Annotated in this window: 15 protein-coding genes; 6 read left to right on the forward strand and 9 right to left on the reverse strand. The window is 41.3% G+C overall.

Features of this window, described 5'->3' with window-relative positions; all coding sequences use genetic code 11:
• Positions 1-4: 4 nt before the first annotated feature.
• From ACQ4QH_RS05280 to ACQ4QH_RS05300, 5 genes are read right to left on the reverse strand one after another with little or no spacing between them, the layout of a single operon-like run.
• Positions 5-3,106 carry a type IV secretory system conjugative DNA transfer family protein gene (locus ACQ4QH_RS05280; protein ID WP_439818056.1) on the reverse strand — a complete coding sequence of 1,034 codons (3,102 nt, stop codon included), beginning with the start codon at positions 3,104-3,106 and terminating at the stop codon, positions 5-7.
• Positions 3,103-4,989 carry an AAA family ATPase gene (locus tag ACQ4QH_RS05285; protein ID WP_439818057.1) on the reverse strand — a complete coding sequence of 629 codons (1,887 nt, stop codon included), beginning with the start codon at positions 4,987-4,989 and terminating at the stop codon, positions 3,103-3,105. Before ACQ4QH_RS05285 ends, ACQ4QH_RS05280 begins: the two co-directional genes overlap by 4 nt.
• Positions 4,986-5,585, reverse strand: a complete 600-nt coding sequence (locus ACQ4QH_RS05290; protein ID WP_439818058.1) for a hypothetical protein — start codon at positions 5,583-5,585, stop codon at positions 4,986-4,988. The genes ACQ4QH_RS05285 and ACQ4QH_RS05290 overlap by 4 nt, the downstream gene beginning before the upstream one ends.
• Positions 5,582-7,816 carry a toprim domain-containing protein gene (locus ACQ4QH_RS05295; RefSeq protein ID WP_439818059.1) on the reverse strand — a complete coding sequence of 745 codons (2,235 nt, stop codon included), beginning with the start codon at positions 7,814-7,816 and terminating at the stop codon, positions 5,582-5,584. Before ACQ4QH_RS05295 ends, ACQ4QH_RS05290 begins: the two co-directional genes overlap by 4 nt.
• A complete protein-coding gene (locus tag ACQ4QH_RS05300) occupies positions 7,806-8,060 on the reverse strand; it encodes a hypothetical protein (RefSeq protein WP_115471613.1) in 255 nt (84 codons plus the stop codon). The genes ACQ4QH_RS05295 and ACQ4QH_RS05300 overlap by 11 nt, the downstream gene beginning before the upstream one ends.
• A gap of 423 nt (positions 8,061-8,483) precedes the next feature.
• Here ACQ4QH_RS05300 and ACQ4QH_RS05305 point away from each other — a divergent pair, with 423 nt between their 5' ends.
• From ACQ4QH_RS05305 to ACQ4QH_RS05330, 6 genes are all read left to right on the forward strand, one after another.
• On the forward strand, positions 8,484-8,738 hold the full coding sequence (locus tag ACQ4QH_RS05305; RefSeq protein ID WP_115471612.1) for a hypothetical protein: 255 nt from the start codon (positions 8,484-8,486) through the stop codon (positions 8,736-8,738).
• 2 nt (positions 8,739-8,740) lie between these two features.
• A complete protein-coding gene (locus tag ACQ4QH_RS05310) occupies positions 8,741-9,172 on the forward strand; it encodes a hypothetical protein (protein WP_249631073.1) in 432 nt (143 codons plus the stop codon).
• The gene (locus ACQ4QH_RS05315; RefSeq protein ID WP_140837745.1) at positions 9,172-9,357 is read left to right on the forward strand and encodes a hypothetical protein; all 186 of its coding nucleotides are present in this window, start codon (positions 9,172-9,174) and stop codon (positions 9,355-9,357) included. Before ACQ4QH_RS05310 ends, ACQ4QH_RS05315 begins: the two co-directional genes overlap by 1 nt.
• Positions 9,358-9,365: 8 nt before the next feature.
• Positions 9,366-9,566: a DpnD/PcfM family protein gene (locus tag ACQ4QH_RS05320; protein ID WP_074426902.1), complete on the forward strand. Its 201-nt coding sequence runs from the start codon at positions 9,366-9,368 to the stop codon at positions 9,564-9,566.
• A 337-nt stretch (positions 9,567-9,903) separates the two neighbouring features.
• Positions 9,904-10,185: a hypothetical protein gene (locus ACQ4QH_RS05325; RefSeq protein ID WP_439818060.1), complete on the forward strand. Its 282-nt coding sequence runs from the start codon at positions 9,904-9,906 to the stop codon at positions 10,183-10,185.
• A 209-nt stretch (positions 10,186-10,394) separates the two neighbouring features.
• Positions 10,395-10,637: a hypothetical protein gene (locus tag ACQ4QH_RS05330; protein WP_439818061.1), complete on the forward strand. Its 243-nt coding sequence runs from the start codon at positions 10,395-10,397 to the stop codon at positions 10,635-10,637.
• Between the two features lie 413 nt (positions 10,638-11,050).
• On the opposite strand, the gene ACQ4QH_RS05335 is transcribed toward ACQ4QH_RS05330, so the two are convergent.
• The 4 genes from ACQ4QH_RS05335 to pglZ all read right to left on the reverse strand — a co-directional run bounded on the left by ACQ4QH_RS05335 (position 11,051) and on the right by pglZ (position 16,293).
• A complete protein-coding gene (locus ACQ4QH_RS05335) occupies positions 11,051-11,323 on the reverse strand; it encodes a putative holin-like toxin (protein WP_439818062.1) in 273 nt (90 codons plus the stop codon).
• The gene (locus ACQ4QH_RS05340) at positions 11,274-11,489 is read right to left on the reverse strand and encodes a GIY-YIG nuclease family protein (RefSeq protein WP_439818063.1); all 216 of its coding nucleotides are present in this window, start codon (positions 11,487-11,489) and stop codon (positions 11,274-11,276) included. The genes ACQ4QH_RS05335 and ACQ4QH_RS05340 overlap by 50 nt, the downstream gene beginning before the upstream one ends.
• A gap of 150 nt (positions 11,490-11,639) precedes the next feature.
• Positions 11,640-13,712 carry a protease Lon-related BREX system protein BrxL gene (gene brxL, locus ACQ4QH_RS05345; RefSeq protein ID WP_216814459.1) on the reverse strand — a complete coding sequence of 691 codons (2,073 nt, stop codon included), beginning with the start codon at positions 13,710-13,712 and terminating at the stop codon, positions 11,640-11,642.
• 52 nt (positions 13,713-13,764) lie between these two features.
• The gene (pglZ, locus tag ACQ4QH_RS05350; protein WP_439818064.1) at positions 13,765-16,293 is read right to left on the reverse strand and encodes a BREX-1 system phosphatase PglZ type A; all 2,529 of its coding nucleotides are present in this window, start codon (positions 16,291-16,293) and stop codon (positions 13,765-13,767) included.
• Positions 16,294-16,375: the final 82 nt, after the last annotated feature.

Below are 16,375 nucleotides of genomic sequence, written 5' to 3' on the forward strand. Positions count from 1 at the left end.
TTTCTTAATTTTCTACTTCTTGTGCGTCACGTAATTCCGCAATGGTCATCAACAAATTAAAGCAACGGTCATCATCGACCATAAAATCACGCATTGCTGCTTGTTGGTTTAATTGTTCATGGCGCTTAAAGAATTTATGTGCCAAGGCATCTGCTTGCACTGCTACCTTATCAGTATCAGCCGTTATGGCTGGCGTATCTAAAGCGTCGGCAATGGCATCTTCTACTTGTTGAACAAACGCCCAATTTGACATCTCCATCTTTGATATCAAAGGTTCGTCGGCATGTGCCGAAAATTCACGTTGCCAGATCGTAAAATCGTCGACTTCATCGTCATCAGCAGCATTAGATTCATTTTCATTAGTTGCAGTTTCCTGGCTTTCAGCCACCTCGTTAGTTTCACCAATTTTATCGTTGCTTGTGGTATCAGCTAACGTTTGATTTTGTGGTTCAGGCATGATCGTTTGTGTTTGCTCTGTTAACTTATCGTCTTCGTCCGTCACAATTTTTTCCGGATTAACTTGCGCAGCTAATTGTTGATAATAACCACTGTAATCTTGGAAAATATCTTGATAACTCAAGTGCTTGGTATTGTTTTTAATCCGTAAGTCGGTAGTGTAATAATCCAAACGATAAGTTTGACCAATGAGATCACGGGCATTGGGCATCAACGTTTTCCCAGTATCAAAGATTGGCAGTGGTCGGATACGGCGCCACTTTTTATCGTTACGCTTAGCCGTTCGCATAATCACCATTTCCCCATCGTTCAACTCCTCTAACTCTTTGGCTGACAGTAATGGCATCTTATCAATAGAAACTTGACGATTTCCTTTATCTTGTTGCTGTTCACCCATCTGTGAGTTCACAATTTCCTTTTGCACCTCAATCTCACCTAGACGATCTGAAACGGCTTGGTTGGTATCCCGGTCCTTGGTTTGAATATGGAATTGCGTCAACATATTGTTCATGATTTCTTTAGCTTCTGACTCTGAATAATGTTTAGCGACTTGGACGTCATCTTGCACATACATATCAACGATATGACCGTAGGTTAGACCACGGGTTAAGAAATTATCAAACCCCGGAATCCGGGGGAACATAGAAAACTCATTTAACTTGTAGATAATCTGTCGGTCCATTTTTCTTCTTGTGATTTCCGAGGCAATTTGTGTATTCACGGAGAAAACTTGTCCTAGGAACAAGGACGCAATTGCAGCATAGTTATCATTACTTTGTGGCGTGACGATAAACACGGCTTTAGGTTTTTCTGAATACCGTAAGCTAAAGGTAGCTGGTATCTCATCATTGATTAAATGTTGTTGCAACGGATAACTGACGACTTGCTTAACCGGCCGTTGACTCTGTGGATCCACTTTAATTTGGTGATTCAACTGGCGTTTAATTCGCTTTTCACCACTAATTTGCAACCATGATTTTTGTAGATGCTTGGGATTACCTTTATCCGCAAAATGAATCTTGATTAACCAGTCATCCGGAAAGACATGCTGGAACGGATATTGAATAACCCCCGCTCGACTAACCTTCACGGCATCTTGTTCTAGGTAATGTCCTTGCGCTTGATCATCTTGTCGTTTGTAAAGTTCCACCATGGCGGTTGCCCCAGCATAATCTGTTGGCACATTAACCTTTAACATGCGGGGAAAACCGTAATCTGAAATTTGGATGGTTGAACGTGACGTTAAACGCGCCACCGTTTCTGACGCAAACAAACTTGATCGACTTTGTAAGGTAAACATGACGGATGATTTGGTATCACCTGTTGCGCCTAAGTAAGACCCGGCCTTTAGGATAGCTTCATTAATAATCGGTGGCATCGGATCTAGTTTGCGTAGCATATTGAAATACTGCGTCAAGCCATCCAAATTTTTATCCTTTGGATCATTAAATTGATTAACTGAATTAATAAATTGTGGCACGCCGGCTGGCGTGGCTAACGTTTGATCATCCTGCTCCATCGCTAACCATAAGAGAATCAAAATAATCGCTAGTTGCGTATCCTCAGCGGTTTTATCCCAAATATCATTCCCACCTTCAGATGAACTCGATGAGCCAATAATTTGTACAATCACCATTGCCTCGTCTCGGGCCTTATCTAATTCACCCGCCATTGCATAATTCAAAGCAACTTGAAACGGGTTCCACGATTCAGACCAATCCGTGTCGGCAATGTTGAGTAATTGCACTTCATACCCGGCTTTTTGTAGCGGAATAAATGACATCTTGGCATCTTCATTTTTTGCATCGGTATCAATGATATTGGGTTGAATTTCGGCTCGACGCATAATATCAATAAAAATATAGCCTCGCCGTTGGTCCTTACCAGAACGGGTTGCCCCGGTGGTAATCGCGTGTGTCGGTTTTGGATCAATCCAGTAAAAGCCTTGAAAACCACCTTCAACCGTGCGTTGGGCATCAAAATACTTGTTTAATAGTGGTAGTTGCATCAACCGTGGTCGCACTTGTTGGTACCATTTGGGAAAGCTTTCGCGATTTAAGCCCAGTGGGGCTTTGACCACTTGTTTTAGCCAAAGGAGCGGGTGTAATTTGAAAAAAGCAAACGCATATCCCGAAATATGACTAATTGGTTGACCTGCTTGCCCCTTGTAAAACTTGTTCCGATCGGGAATTAAAACATAAGTGCGTTCAATTTCATTTAGTGTCGCCCAACGGTTTTGATTAGTGGTGCGATCACCAAATTTTTGCACCCAGTCATACCAATTTTTAACCCCTAACCGACAGAAAATGGCAAACACTAGCAACATAATCGCCCAAATGATGTAAGAATGTTCATGTAAAACTCCACCAGATAAGGAAAACATCACGTATTGTTGTAAGTAATCCCAGCTAAAAGCCGGTTTAAAATAAACATTGAATAGATTTAAGGCCATATTACCGAGACCTGATCGAATGATATACCAAAGCGCCCCGGCTAATGTGCCAACGAGTAGCGCCATCACGATTCCTACTGCACAATAACCAATAAAGATTATGAGTTGAAACCAAAATTGCCCGCGCAAACGAATTTGGCTTTGTTTTTCATACGACCGGGATTTCTCATAACGATTCCCAAACCATTCTCTACTCATGCACCAACCTCCTCTTGTGTGATGGGTAATTCTGCTTGTGTGACGACGGCTTGCCAACTACCACGTGGATGCGTCGCATCCGGTGGATTCCCCCAGGCACGAAAGACAAAGGAATGTCCGTTCACTTGGCCGGTTCGTCGTTCATGTAAGATCGCCGTTGCCATTTGTGATTCGACAAATTCCATGATGGCATCATCTAATGGCCGTACACCTAGGCTTTTGCGATACCCCTTATCCACTAAGAAATCAATTAATGGATGCGTTTCAACCACCCGATCATTGACAAATTCTTGCCCACTGGCAAAACTTGGAATTAATTGACTGACATCTTGTGGCCGATAAACCAATTGATAGCCTTGTCGTTGCGCTTGACGATTAAGTTTGGTTAATTTCAAGTCAATAATTCGCTTCACGTCTGGCACTTCTAACGGTTCAAAAATAATGGTCGCCCCAATACGACTGATAAATTCTTGTCTTAAATCGGCACCTAACAAGGCATTTTCAAAGTTTTTACTGAAGGTCACTTGATGTTGTGGATTATGGCGGTAACTATCGCTTTTGGCAGCTCGTTCGATAATTAATTGATGACCAATATTGGTGGTCATGACGATAATTAAATCTTTAAAGTTAATCGTTTGGCCGCGTTCGTTAGTTAAGCGCCCATCATCAAGAATTTGTAGCAATAAGTCCAACACCATCGGGTCTGCTTTTTCAATCTCATCCAGTAGCAAAACTGAATAGGGATTAAACTTAACAGCTTCAGCGGCTCGTTCAGCAAACCGCACCATTGATTGCTTGGCAAATTTAAATTCCGACATATCAAAGCGAATTAATTGCCGTTCGTCTCCAAAATAATGCACGGCTAAGGCTTTAGCCGTTTCCGTTTTTCCCACACCGGGTGTACCGGCCAGCAGAAATGATAATGGCTTACTCATATCACCTAATCCAGCCGCACGCACGCGAATACTCGTGACAATTTTCTTTAAAGCGGCATTTTGCCCCATCACTTGCCCTTGCATCCGTTCATATAACTGGAATAACCGGTCATTATCTTGTTCAGTTAAAACAGACATTGGCACCCGGTAACGTTCATTGATGATACTGGCCACATCTTGGGTTGTTAAGACCGAACGGTCATTCATTTTTGCCTCAACTAAAGCATTATCTAGTAAGGTAATGGCCTTTTCCGGAAAGAAATGCGTGGTAATGTAGCGATCAGAAAACTGAATGATTGTCTTAATTACCTCATCCGGTACGGTCAGATGATCTGGATTAACCGCAATAATGCGTTGTAAAGTCGTCCGGGTTTGTGCTGGTGTAAATTCATCCAGCATGACTTTGTCAAATCGACGTTCCATGGCATTATCCGCTTCAATATATTGTTTAAATTCATGATTAGTGGTTGCCCCAATGACTTGGATCTCACCACGACCGATGGCAGGCTTTAAAATATTGGCTGCATCCATACCGGAACTACCTTCTGCACCCGTCCCAATGAGTTCGTGCATCTCATCAATGAATAATAAGATCTGCGGATTGGCTTTGACTTCCGCCAGCAAATGATGCAAATTAGCTGCAAAATTATTGCCCGTAGTATTTGACATTAAACTGGCTAACTCTAATGAATGCACCTCGCGATTAACTAATGTGCCATGTAAGCTGGCATCATTGGTTAAAATCCGTTTAACCAGTTCTTCAACTAGCGCCGTTTTACCAACACCCGCTTCACCTAATACAGCGGCACTATTTTTCTTATGTTGATTTAAAATTCGGACCAAACGACCCAGTTCAACATCACGGCCAAAGGCACCGTATTCAGTTGGATCTGCCGCAATTACTTGGTTTAAATTCGTAGTAAAGACGTCTAAATAACTGGTTGTCATGCGTCATCATCTCCTCCCAAGGGTAAATCACCATCCTGACCCGCAACGCGGGTTTGTTCTGACAGTGAAACGGTTTTGGTTGGTTGTTGTTGTTGCTTTTGTTGCAGCTGCGCTAATTCTTCAGCCGTAAAGAGTTGTTCAATCCCTTGTCCTTGTTGGCGGGCTTTAATATTAGCTAAGCGCTGTTGCGCTTCTTGATCCAGTTCGGTTTGAATATCTTGCATCAATGAGTCATCTTGTCGAATAGCATCTAAGCGTTTTTCTAACGCTGCACTAGCTTTCTGTGTATCCATAAAATGCTCTCCTTGTAATTCCATGTTTTGGGTTGCTGTTAAAGTCGGGACTAAATCTGCTGGAATGACTTCTGCATCAACAGGGAAAACATTAACTAATGTCATTTGTTGATCAGCAGGTTGTATCGTAAATTCATAGATTTCATTTAAAACGGGATCACCGGCTGGAAATAACACATGATAATGTTCAGCCGTGACGGGTAATTCTAGTAATCCGTCCGCTGCTTGTTCAGTATCCACGCTTAACATATACAGTCCGTTGCCTTGGGCAATTTGGACTAACTTACCTTGTATTGTGGTCATCTTGCTTGTCCTCGTGTTTTCGTTTCATTGGCTTGATCTTGGGTAACCTGGTTTGTGGCCATTTGTACAGCGGTTGGCTGGATGTTAGGCACCGCTCGCCGGGCATACGTTATTTGTTGGCCATTTGTGAGGCGATCTGATAAATAATTTGTGATTGACGTACTCGCTCTGGTCACATCGGTTATTAGATTAGGTGATTTCTCTTTTAGGTCGGAAAATTCCTTTAAGTGATTAGTCCAATCACTCATATATTTTTCACTAATATCACCAGGTTCCACGCCGACATTTTTTAAGACCACATAACTGGTCATTTCAGCTTGTAACTCTTGCACCCCGTTAGGGATCTTGTCATCACTTTGTTGATGTAACGCCGTATGGCCCATTTCATGTGCTAACGTAGCAATCCGATCCGTCACGGGTAAATCTGGGCGTAAAATAATTGTTGGTTCATCCGGTTTTTGCCGATTAATCACTGTCGCCCCCTTGGCTACTCCGTGACTCGTCATCGGCTTATGATCCGCTAAGAATTTAATCGCCCCTTGGTCTTGGTCAACCACCCGGGCATGCTGTTCATCTTGCGCATACTTTTTAAGTGTTTGATAAACGGTTCCCAGGTGTTCCGATGATTGATCAGTGGCTAAATTAACCGGCCGGTTGGGTAACAACTTCGGTAAGTCATCCAATTTCGCATTGGTTTGTTTGACATCAAACACCGTTTCAATTGGATAGTGCTTGACCGTGCGCGTTTCTAAATCACCGGCTTTGGCTTGTTGGCGTTGTTCAGCAGTGGCATCACGCCAGTACACACGATCACCTTCGGGAGTCACAATACTTTGCAAATTTTTAGGGGCGCCATAAATCTTCATTCCCTTTTCGCCCTTATTCACTTGAATGCCCCGTTCAGCAAATTGTTTATAACCCATCACAATCGTGGCATCTTGCCGTTGCCCATAAATTAGTAATGTATTTCGGGGTGAATAGTTTTGGCCCTGGGCCACAAAATCCAAATAGTTTTGCACTTCTTTGGGATCATTCTGATAATTTTGTACACGCGTCAACGCATCTTTAATAATTTCTTCATTCCGCTCACGACTCTTACCCTTACGGACTTCCCGCCGTTGCTGGCGCGCCACACGTTGCGGTTGGGCAACTTGCTTTTCATCAGTCGTTGCTTTTGCCACTGCTGGCTTGGCCTGTTGTGTAAACGTCTCTAGTGCGGCTAATTGTTGTTGGTTTTCATCCATTGTGAGTGTTTTAATAGCGGGGTCATGTGCCTTTAATTGATCGTTCCAATCTTTACCTTGTGTTGGGATTTGCCTAATATTTGTCATACCCTCAAATTGCAACATATCAAAGGGTGCTGCTGCTTTAAATCCGGCTAAATCATTATCCGTTGCTAAAACGAGTTGCTTGGGTAAATGGCCGTTTAATTGCTTCATGCGATCTAGTTGAGACAATACCTTTTGGTGATCCGTCCCCGATAGTGATAAGAAAGTTGTATTTTTATTTTGAGGTTCCGTAAAATGCATCTGTGCATATGAGAGTGCATCAATCGGTGATTCAAAAACAATCAACTGATCAGCCCCATTTCCAGTGCGAAAGTTATACCCGTAACGGGTATCGGATCCAGCGCCGACCTTCTTTTGCGTCCCACGCTTGCCATATTTTTCAAAATTAATTTCAGTCCCTTGTTGATCTAAACCGACGACTTGGTCATTTTCATCGTACCATGGAAATAAAATGGCTGGTTTTTGCCATTCTTTTGTCTGTCGGTCCTGTCTTGGCTTGCCTTGTTTGATAAAATCAGCGTTTGCCAGACGTTGCACAAATGTGGCATCAAAGCCTCGTTCATTTACCAAATAATTTTCTGAATTATTCGTCGTTTGCGCGGTACGCCATCTTTGCCAATTAAATTGATAATTGTCTGTTGTTGCAGGTGTTTCGTACTTCGCTTTATTAGCTGCATCTTGCCCATTGTAATGGCGCCCATACTCTGACCAACGGACCCATGCTTCTTTAGGGGTTACCTCCTCATAAGCGGTAATAAAATCTCCTAAATCACCAGATAATTGCTTTGAGTTCCAAAAAAAGACGTTTTTATCAGTATTAATAACACAACTATCATGATCAACTAGCCGCACACGATTGTGTTCGGTGGTGTAATCAATCCCTTTGTAATCTAAATAGCCTTGAATCGGTAAGGCTTTCATGGCGGCACGATTAATGGTCATCTAATTCACCTCCATCCGCTGTTGTCGACGTTGTAGTATCAGTCGGTGCGACTTGGGCAATAAACTGCTCAATCGTTCCTAAATCATCAGTGTGTAGATTATCTTGTAACTTTTTAACTAATTCTAGTTGGACTTGTTGCTTTAATTCGGCCACTTCGCCTTTTAAGACCTTAACTTTGGCCTCGGCATTGGCTAATTCAGTTTGTTTCTTGTCTAAACGCATTGCTAATTTCTTTGATACCATGTGCAATCTCCCTTAAAAATTTTTTTAATTTCTTGATTCTAGGGTTATCGTAACGAATTTTTTAAGGCCTATGTAAAAGTGTCCCAAAGAAATTTTTAACAGTTATACAAAGAAGATTTATTAATAACACCAGGCCCCGCAAGCGGGGGTCCAAGCAGGCTTACGCCTGCCACCACCTGATGTCACTGGGCCTGCCTTATGTGCCTATCATTTATAGCATGACAGCAGTTAGTCCTAAGTCGCTAGCGACTAAGGACTAACTAGGACCAAACACAAGGGTAAATAGCACGGCTACGCCGCCCTTGTGCTTGGTCCCGCTATCTGCTAAAAATTTCCCGTCACAACGACAAACCCAGCAACAACAGGTGGTTGCTGGCAGAAAAAATTTTTGTCACACCTAGTCAACATTAAAGGAGTTTTACTATGTCTCAAAATTTAACCGATTTTTCATTAACGTTTTTAGCATGGCGTGGTTTTCGACCCACACCGCTACCTTTTGCAAATGATAATTTTGCTGATATTGATTTATCAACTGCAGAAATTGATAACTTAATAACCGCTTTACAATTAGCAAAAGCGCATCATGAACAAGTAACCATTCGTTTAAGTAATGCCGACTATGAAAAGGATGTCGAAAGTTTAAAAACATTGCTTAAATACGCTGAACAAGGAGAATAACCATGACCAAAACTTATTATGATGATTTTACAAAACTACCCATTGCTAAAATGGCACAAGCTATGGCAGATATAACCTACGGTTATCAAGAAACTAAAGTGCCTAAAGAACACTACAAAAAAGCTTTAGGCACTGGTTATGAAGAAATGGTATCGGCAAATGTCAGTGTGAAACTGGTTGAAACGATTTACAACATGTTAATTGGCTTACAAAAAGAAAGCCCCCGGTTATTCTTTCAAGCCTTAGTTTTAATTGATGCCGGCGTTAAACCCAGTACTATGTCAGCTAGTCAGTATCAAGCGTTATCCGTTGCCACTAATGAATTTGAGCAAACAAAAAAGGCGCATATGTTAAATGAACAAACACATACAACCTTTAATGAAGTATTAGAAAACGGCACATTGTATCACTTTAAAAATGAAGGAGACGACTAATGAAAGTCCGTATTTTATTTGAAGAATATCGTCAAAAAGAAGTGACCCTTGAATTAACCCCTGAAATGAACATTGATGATTTAAGTCAACAAGCCATGCACATGTACGACAACGGCGAGATTATTCTAACCCCAGATGATACCCAAACGGTTCATCTACATGTTAAAAACGATTTTGAAAGGTAAGTGAAACCATGAAAAAAGAAATTTATGTCACATTTGAAGAAACCCTAACCCGTACCGTTGCTCTTACGGTCGATAGTGAAAATGACCTTGACCAACAAGTAAGACAAGCCTATCAGAATGAACAAGTCGTGTTATCTGCTACCGACTTAACAGATGCCCAATATCTCATCAATACGCCAACCACTGACAATGGTTGGGTTGAAATCTAAATCACTGGGGCGCACTGCGCCCTTCTCTACGTGCCCCAGTCCCCGCAAGCGGGGCTCCCTTGTACCCCCGACCCCACCGGGGACAAACGGTTTCGCTCGGCGCAACCGTCTTAGATTACTGCACCTTTCTTTTTGCCATCCAAACTCTAATATAGACAGTGATTGCTAAGGGCTAATGCCCTAAGCAACACTACGACCAATGACAAGGGTAAATAGCACAGCTCCGCTGCCCTTGTCATTGGCCAGTGTCTATATCACACTTCTCCTGTCAAAATGAAAGCTTGGTTAGTTAATCAAAGCCAATTGACCAACAGAAAATTTTTAGGGAGGCAACTACATGATAAAGACAACCATTACAACCCCAGCAAACACCTATCAATTATGTGTCCAGCAACACTACAATCAAGTTTCGGTGGCTATTGACGCCAACACCCCTAATTTAGCAACGGCAACCTTTCGGTTAACGGTCAGTGATACCGCTATCGCCCACTATTTTGTAAATTATTTAGGTGGTATCCTAGCGATGGCATTTCAAGCCACCATGTCTGATGCCCATTTTCTATCAAATTTACAGCAAATCATTAATCAAGAACTGCCTAATTGGCAACGCAGCTATTAAAACCTAACAACTACTGCAAAAACTGAATCATGTTATATTAAACCTAGGAACGTGGCTGCCTTAAAAGATCGCTCTGGCAAAAAAATGCTCCTTTAATGCATGACAATTAACTTGAAAACAAATTGTTGACACCTGTGTGCCAGAACCCCTAACTCATGGTTGAGTTGGGATACATATGTCATTAAGAACCGACAGAAAGGAGGCCCCTGATGCCCTACTTCATTTTAATTATCTTCTTTGCCATTTTTTGGGTGTTGCTTGGCTGGACGGCCAAACTCGTTGCCTATATTTTTAGCATTATTTTAGGCATTGCTAAGTTAATATTAGGACTATTAGGCAAGTTATTCATGATTTTATTAACGTGGTTACTCTGTGGCATCGCATTTTGTCTTGGTTGGTCATGGCGTTACATGCACAATAAATGGCAACAATATCGCTTGAATCAACCCTAAATTTAATGAATGGTCTAGATTGTGAAATTTCGCAAAATTTTTGCTTGTGAACTTGGCTGCCAACTAAAAAATGAGTTTGTGAATTGACGTGACTGCACAAACCATTGACAAGCCCGTCAAATCAACAACTAACTATAACCATTGTTATGTTAACTACCTTTGGTATAGGTCAAAAAGAGTGCTCCTGTTGAGTGTTCCCCACGACTAGATTATACTTATATTTCCTACTAATACTCATGGTGACTTATCCAGCACCATGTAGACGATCAGTTGCCCGTTCTGCGACTGGTCGTTTTTTAATTTCTGCTTACCGTGCTATATTAAACACATAAACAAAAACCCCGTGCGTGAACACGGGGCCAGGCTGTCTCGACGATGGCTTGAATTTAATTTACACTAAACCGCCGCACCATTCAAAGTTTTGGTGGTTTTTTGTGCCCGTACTTCTTGTCGTTGTGATTGTCGATATACGTCAACAAAGCCAACAAGAAGCCACCAAACGCTAACATCAAAGATAGCGCATCGTGAACATACATTATCAGCTGGTCCTGCTTATCTAAAGTCATCGACTTTTGAAACTCACTATCACCAATCACATACAGATAACCGTCTTTAATCTGTTGCAGAACATCATCCTTATCCTTTAAAATGCTGCAAGGTTCTCTTTTGAATGTTGTTCGTTTCACCTACATAGACCTTATATTGTTTACCCGATTGTTCATTAACAATATAAACAGTATTACGATCTAAAATCACCTGCCGGTCGGCAGTTGATATGCGTTCTAAACTTTTTATTCCTTTTTCATAATAAGGAATATTTTGAATTACAAGCTTATCTGATTCCACTGTCATTTTCATTGTCCGCCCTATTAATAGATACTGTTATTATATAGCATAAAACCAGTTAAATTTTAGTTTTTAATAGATAAAATACAGATAATAAAAAGGGGCGATTCACACGAATCAACCCAATACTTGTATTTAAATCACGATATGTTGTAACTATTCAACACCCAAAGCCTTAAAGGCAGCTTCTTCAATCGTATTATAGAAAATAATTGTAAATGATCCTAGCAAATCACTAGGGACAGTACCTAAATCAGCAGCTGAGGTCATTGGTAGTAGCACTTTCTTTGCACCGCTATCCCGTGCAACCTGTAGCGTATCAGCAAGATTTTCAGGCTTAACTACTGATCCGCCGATTGTTAAATCTCCTAGAACAACAAGGCTATCAACAGTTGGCTTTGCGAGACTAATTGAAATCAAAGCAAGGTACGTCGCCAATGACAAACGGTCTGTCATCAAGCCATTATTTAAGTTGGTAGCGTTCAATACAAAGTCATGTTGTGACAACGAGATAGTACCACTAACCTGGCCTGCATTTGCTTTCAGATACTTATAGGCTGTATCCATGCTTTCCTTCGCGCCACGGTGACCACCAATACCAGTAGTCGCAAACTTGCCGTTACCCGCGGTCATTTGAGTCTCAATCTTAAACAAACTCAGTCGGTTTCCAGCATCATAACCAACTGAGTAAACATGCCCCGGCTTCTCAGTTCCAACAGGAATTAATGTTGAAGATCCTTGTTCAGGAACTGCGACAAACTTCTCTTCAAACGTTTCATTATCAATGTAACTTAAGTTCACGTCGAAAAACTCCATGCCACCAATTTTCTTAAGTTGTTCCTTAACACGGCGTCGCATTTCAATGGCGAATCGGAGTACTTCTTCAACGTCTTCCTTGCTAAACTCTCCATGAGGATAGATAAGCTTGATCATTCCAGACACTGTCTTACGAACAGCGATTGTGTCACGTTGATTCAATTGATTTCCTAGTTTGAAGTACGCTTCGAAAGCATCACCATATGAAATTTTACGCAACTCACGCATCACTTCCGCAAAATAATCAGTGATGAAGCCATATCCCTTTGTAAAAAATGAAGGCTTATACTTTGGAATCTCCCAGCCAGGCAAGTAATTATGAATTCGGTCCAAAAATGCCGAATCGTTGGCCATTACATCAGGGAATGGATCAAACAAATGTGACGTCCGCATAACGACATCTACACTTTGGTTGATGTTTCCAACGAACACCATTGACGCACTTGCTTGAATTTCATCCTTGCCTCGTGCGAATGATCCCGATGCCATGTAGTCTTTCATAATTTGAACGCCGTCTTTATCTTTAAATGTAATACCCGCCACTTCGTCGAAAGCGACAGTATCCCACATTCCAACCAGCCCAACTTGGTGGCGGCTCATGTTATAAAACAAGTTTGCAACAGTCGTTTGACCACCTGAAACCAAAATGGAATTTGGTGATAATTCTTTATACACGTGTGACTTTCCGGTTCCACGAGGACCCAGTTCCACGAAGTTGTAGTTGTTTTCCACCATTGGAATTAGACGTGAAATGAATAACCACTTTTGTCGCTTTTCAAATTGAGTTGGTTCCATCCCAATCGTTCGAAGCAACAAATCGATCCACTCGTCCGTAGTAAATTTTTCTCTTCCCTGTCGAACTTCAGACATGTCCAGTCCGGCAACTTGAATTGGAGTAAGCTTTTCTACATTGAATGGCGCTGTGCTATCACTTTCCATATCATCGTGATAATAACTTAGTCGCACAATCGCCCAGATACCCCCGCCTAGCAAACGCTCATAATCCTGAGGATAACGTGAATCCACTGGCACTCCCGTAATGCCTAAATTACTGAATGCCGCCTCATACCGATCTAATCGCGTGTTCAAAGTAACAGTCAATTTATCAATTACGGTATAAGCACCGTTCTCTCGAATTTTTGACTTAATTTTCTCCGCCTCGTCTGGACGAACATAATTGTTTGCTAGTGTTTTCTTGACGTTTTCTACACCTTGCTCGATAGTTGCTGGATCCGATGAGTTTGCATACATACCAAGCAGATACTCCAACACATAAGACGGCACGTTTGCGCCTTCTTTGATTCGCTGCGTCAAATCCTTACGAACAAAACGACCAGGAAAGTTAATTTCTAACTTGTCCAGCAAGTCGAAATTACTATCACTTCCAGAGGCTAAAACTTCAGTGGCAGTAATATCTACGTCGTCATTTGAACTCTCTAAGTCATCGTGTAAGTTGTTGTCATCATTAACTAAAGTCAAAATCGAAACCTCCAGTGATTGCAAGATCCATCGTAAATTCTTCTCGAATTATTTCTTGCTTATTTTCAACATTTTCGACAATCAAGAAGTAACTTTGCGTTTGATCATACACTTGGTCCTCGATTACAAAGCGTTTCTTAATAATTCGCTTACTTGGATTTTGGTCATCACTAAACGCATTAATAACTTCCGTAGAAGAAATGACGTCACCCGCTTGGTCCACAAACTTCGCTTCAAACGTAGCGCCATTCACATCGGAACTAATTGGTTGCAATTGGTTAAAGCTGACAATAATAGTTCGAGAAGTAATGCGGTGTGGGACTGGACTCAGTTGAACTTCCACAGTTTCAGATGTATCTGCCCCACGCTTTGAGTGAACAGCAATCACCGGCACAATCATTTCTTGTGGCGAAACACCGCCGTGAACGTAATTTTTACCAGCCCCTTGCGACATAAAGATATTTGCGGAAGTTGGATAGTACACTATTTCCTCTTGGTCATTGTCCAAAACATCACTAATCGCCACTGAATCAACGCCCGTCTGTTCAAATTTTTCTTTCGAAACGGCGTATCTTGGTGCTTTTTTCATAAAGTTAGCTGGCTTAAGATCAATCTTATCTGTGGTGTCCAGTTCGGAATCACGATAAATAAATCCATGATCCGCAGTCACAATAAAGTTTGTGCGATTTGCGCTTCTTAACCGCTTGATAATTGATTGAATTTCGCTGACAGTCTGAGCAGTCGCTTCGAACGTTTTACGTTCGGTTTTTGCATTGTCGCTAATTGCATCAATGCCGTTGTGATATACGTAAATAACATCTTTGCCCACGAATTCAGACTTTAAGTCTTCCGTTTTGGTACTCATCACCTTATCTGCAGCAATCGTCATTGATTTAGCATTGCGTTTTTGCAAAACCAACTCTCTTGAAGCCAAATCTGTTCCTTTAACACCATCCACCAAAACCGTAGGCACCGACGCATCATACGTCAGCTCTTCATGTGGAAGTAATGACGGCATACCGAAGTATGTCACCGACGGCACGCCGGTAATCATATAATCAACTTCAGCAGATAGTTGATTTTCTCTATTAATAAACTTCGCTAAATCTTGTCCTGCCTCAAACCTCAATGCATCAGAAACAATTACGACAACTGGATTTTTGCTTGAAGCAACCTTGTTTCGATAGAAATTTCTCTGCAATTTTTGTGATTCAATGAACTTAATATCATACACATCAGACCAGCGCTTAATCAACGGGTTCAAAAAGCCATTTAAATAGCTTTGTTCTACACGTTGTGCAAGCGTATCAAACGAGTCAAACAATTCAGAATCTAACGTCCAACGATAGTCAACAAACTTACGATATGATGTATCGATATTAGCGAGCCCGTTTTTTGTATCCACATACGCTTCTGCAAATTTTTCTACGTTTTCGTAATCACCAAACGCTTTACCAGCCAATACTGGTATCGCCTTTCGAATCATCTTGTACGCCGATTCGTACTCATTCGCATACATCGTATCCTGTCGTGTATGAGTCAAGGAACGTAAATCAACCCCATTAGGCTGAAGTTCTGAGTTCACTAAACTAGTAGCAGCCCAATCCATGATTTTTAAATCAAAATTTCTAAAGACATCAGATTTAATCAAATCATTCATCTCAACGTTTTTAAAGACTGATTCTCCGTTAACAAATTGCCAAACTTCATCGGCAATTTGTTTCATACGCGACGTGAAATTAGCCATGTTCATCAATTGCGAAACTGCAGCAATAACGTTAGCCTTCGCGAACGTTTGATAGACATTTACTTGGGAAGGAAGATCCAACTCCATTTGATCGAATGCCGTGATAACAAGCATGCCACTCAACAGTTCTTTCAACTTCGGCTCTGAAGAAAAATAACCGAATTGGCTACTCATTCCTTGCCAGAAGTAATCATAAACATTGAATTTTTTAAACTCATTCAACGCTTGATTCTCTTCTAAGTCCGTTTGAATAACTGACTTAAGAATGTCTAGAGATGAAATACCGTTTGACTTGGCAAGAACGGCCAAAATAGCAATAATTGGATTGTTAATTCTTCTACCATTAGCCAAAGCCTTAAATTTATTAATGCGCTCCTTATTTCCGAAGAACTTCATGTTGTCCACAACAAACTGTTGATGTTTCTCTTCCAGTCCTAATTCTTCACGAAGCATTACAGTCGCGTCCGCTGTAAATTCAACCGAGTAGCGTTCTACATCGGCCATTAAATTTTGTGATAAGTCAGGCTTTTTTGCAGGCGAATATATTAATGCAGCTTCCCCATTCTTCTCAAGACTCAAAACTTCTAACTTAGTCTTAAATTGTTCACCCGGAAGCATTTCAATTGTTGTTTGAGTCAATTGCGCAGTGATTTCTCCGATATTATCTGCGAAATCCGCATTTGCGTCATACCAAAAAACAAACTGTTTTCCTTGCGCGAATAATGTACGAATCCGTTCAGCAATCTCCCCTGTATTTAATTCAACCATGTACTAATACTCATTTCTTTTATACGTTGTCCCGTCATAAACGGTCTTTAAGCTCATTATATCAAAATTAGTTAGCATCGCC

It is taken from the genome of Weissella paramesenteroides (assembly GCF_051903945.1).
GTDB classification, from domain to species: Bacteria; Bacillota; Bacilli; order Lactobacillales; family Lactobacillaceae; genus Weissella; species Weissella paramesenteroides_A.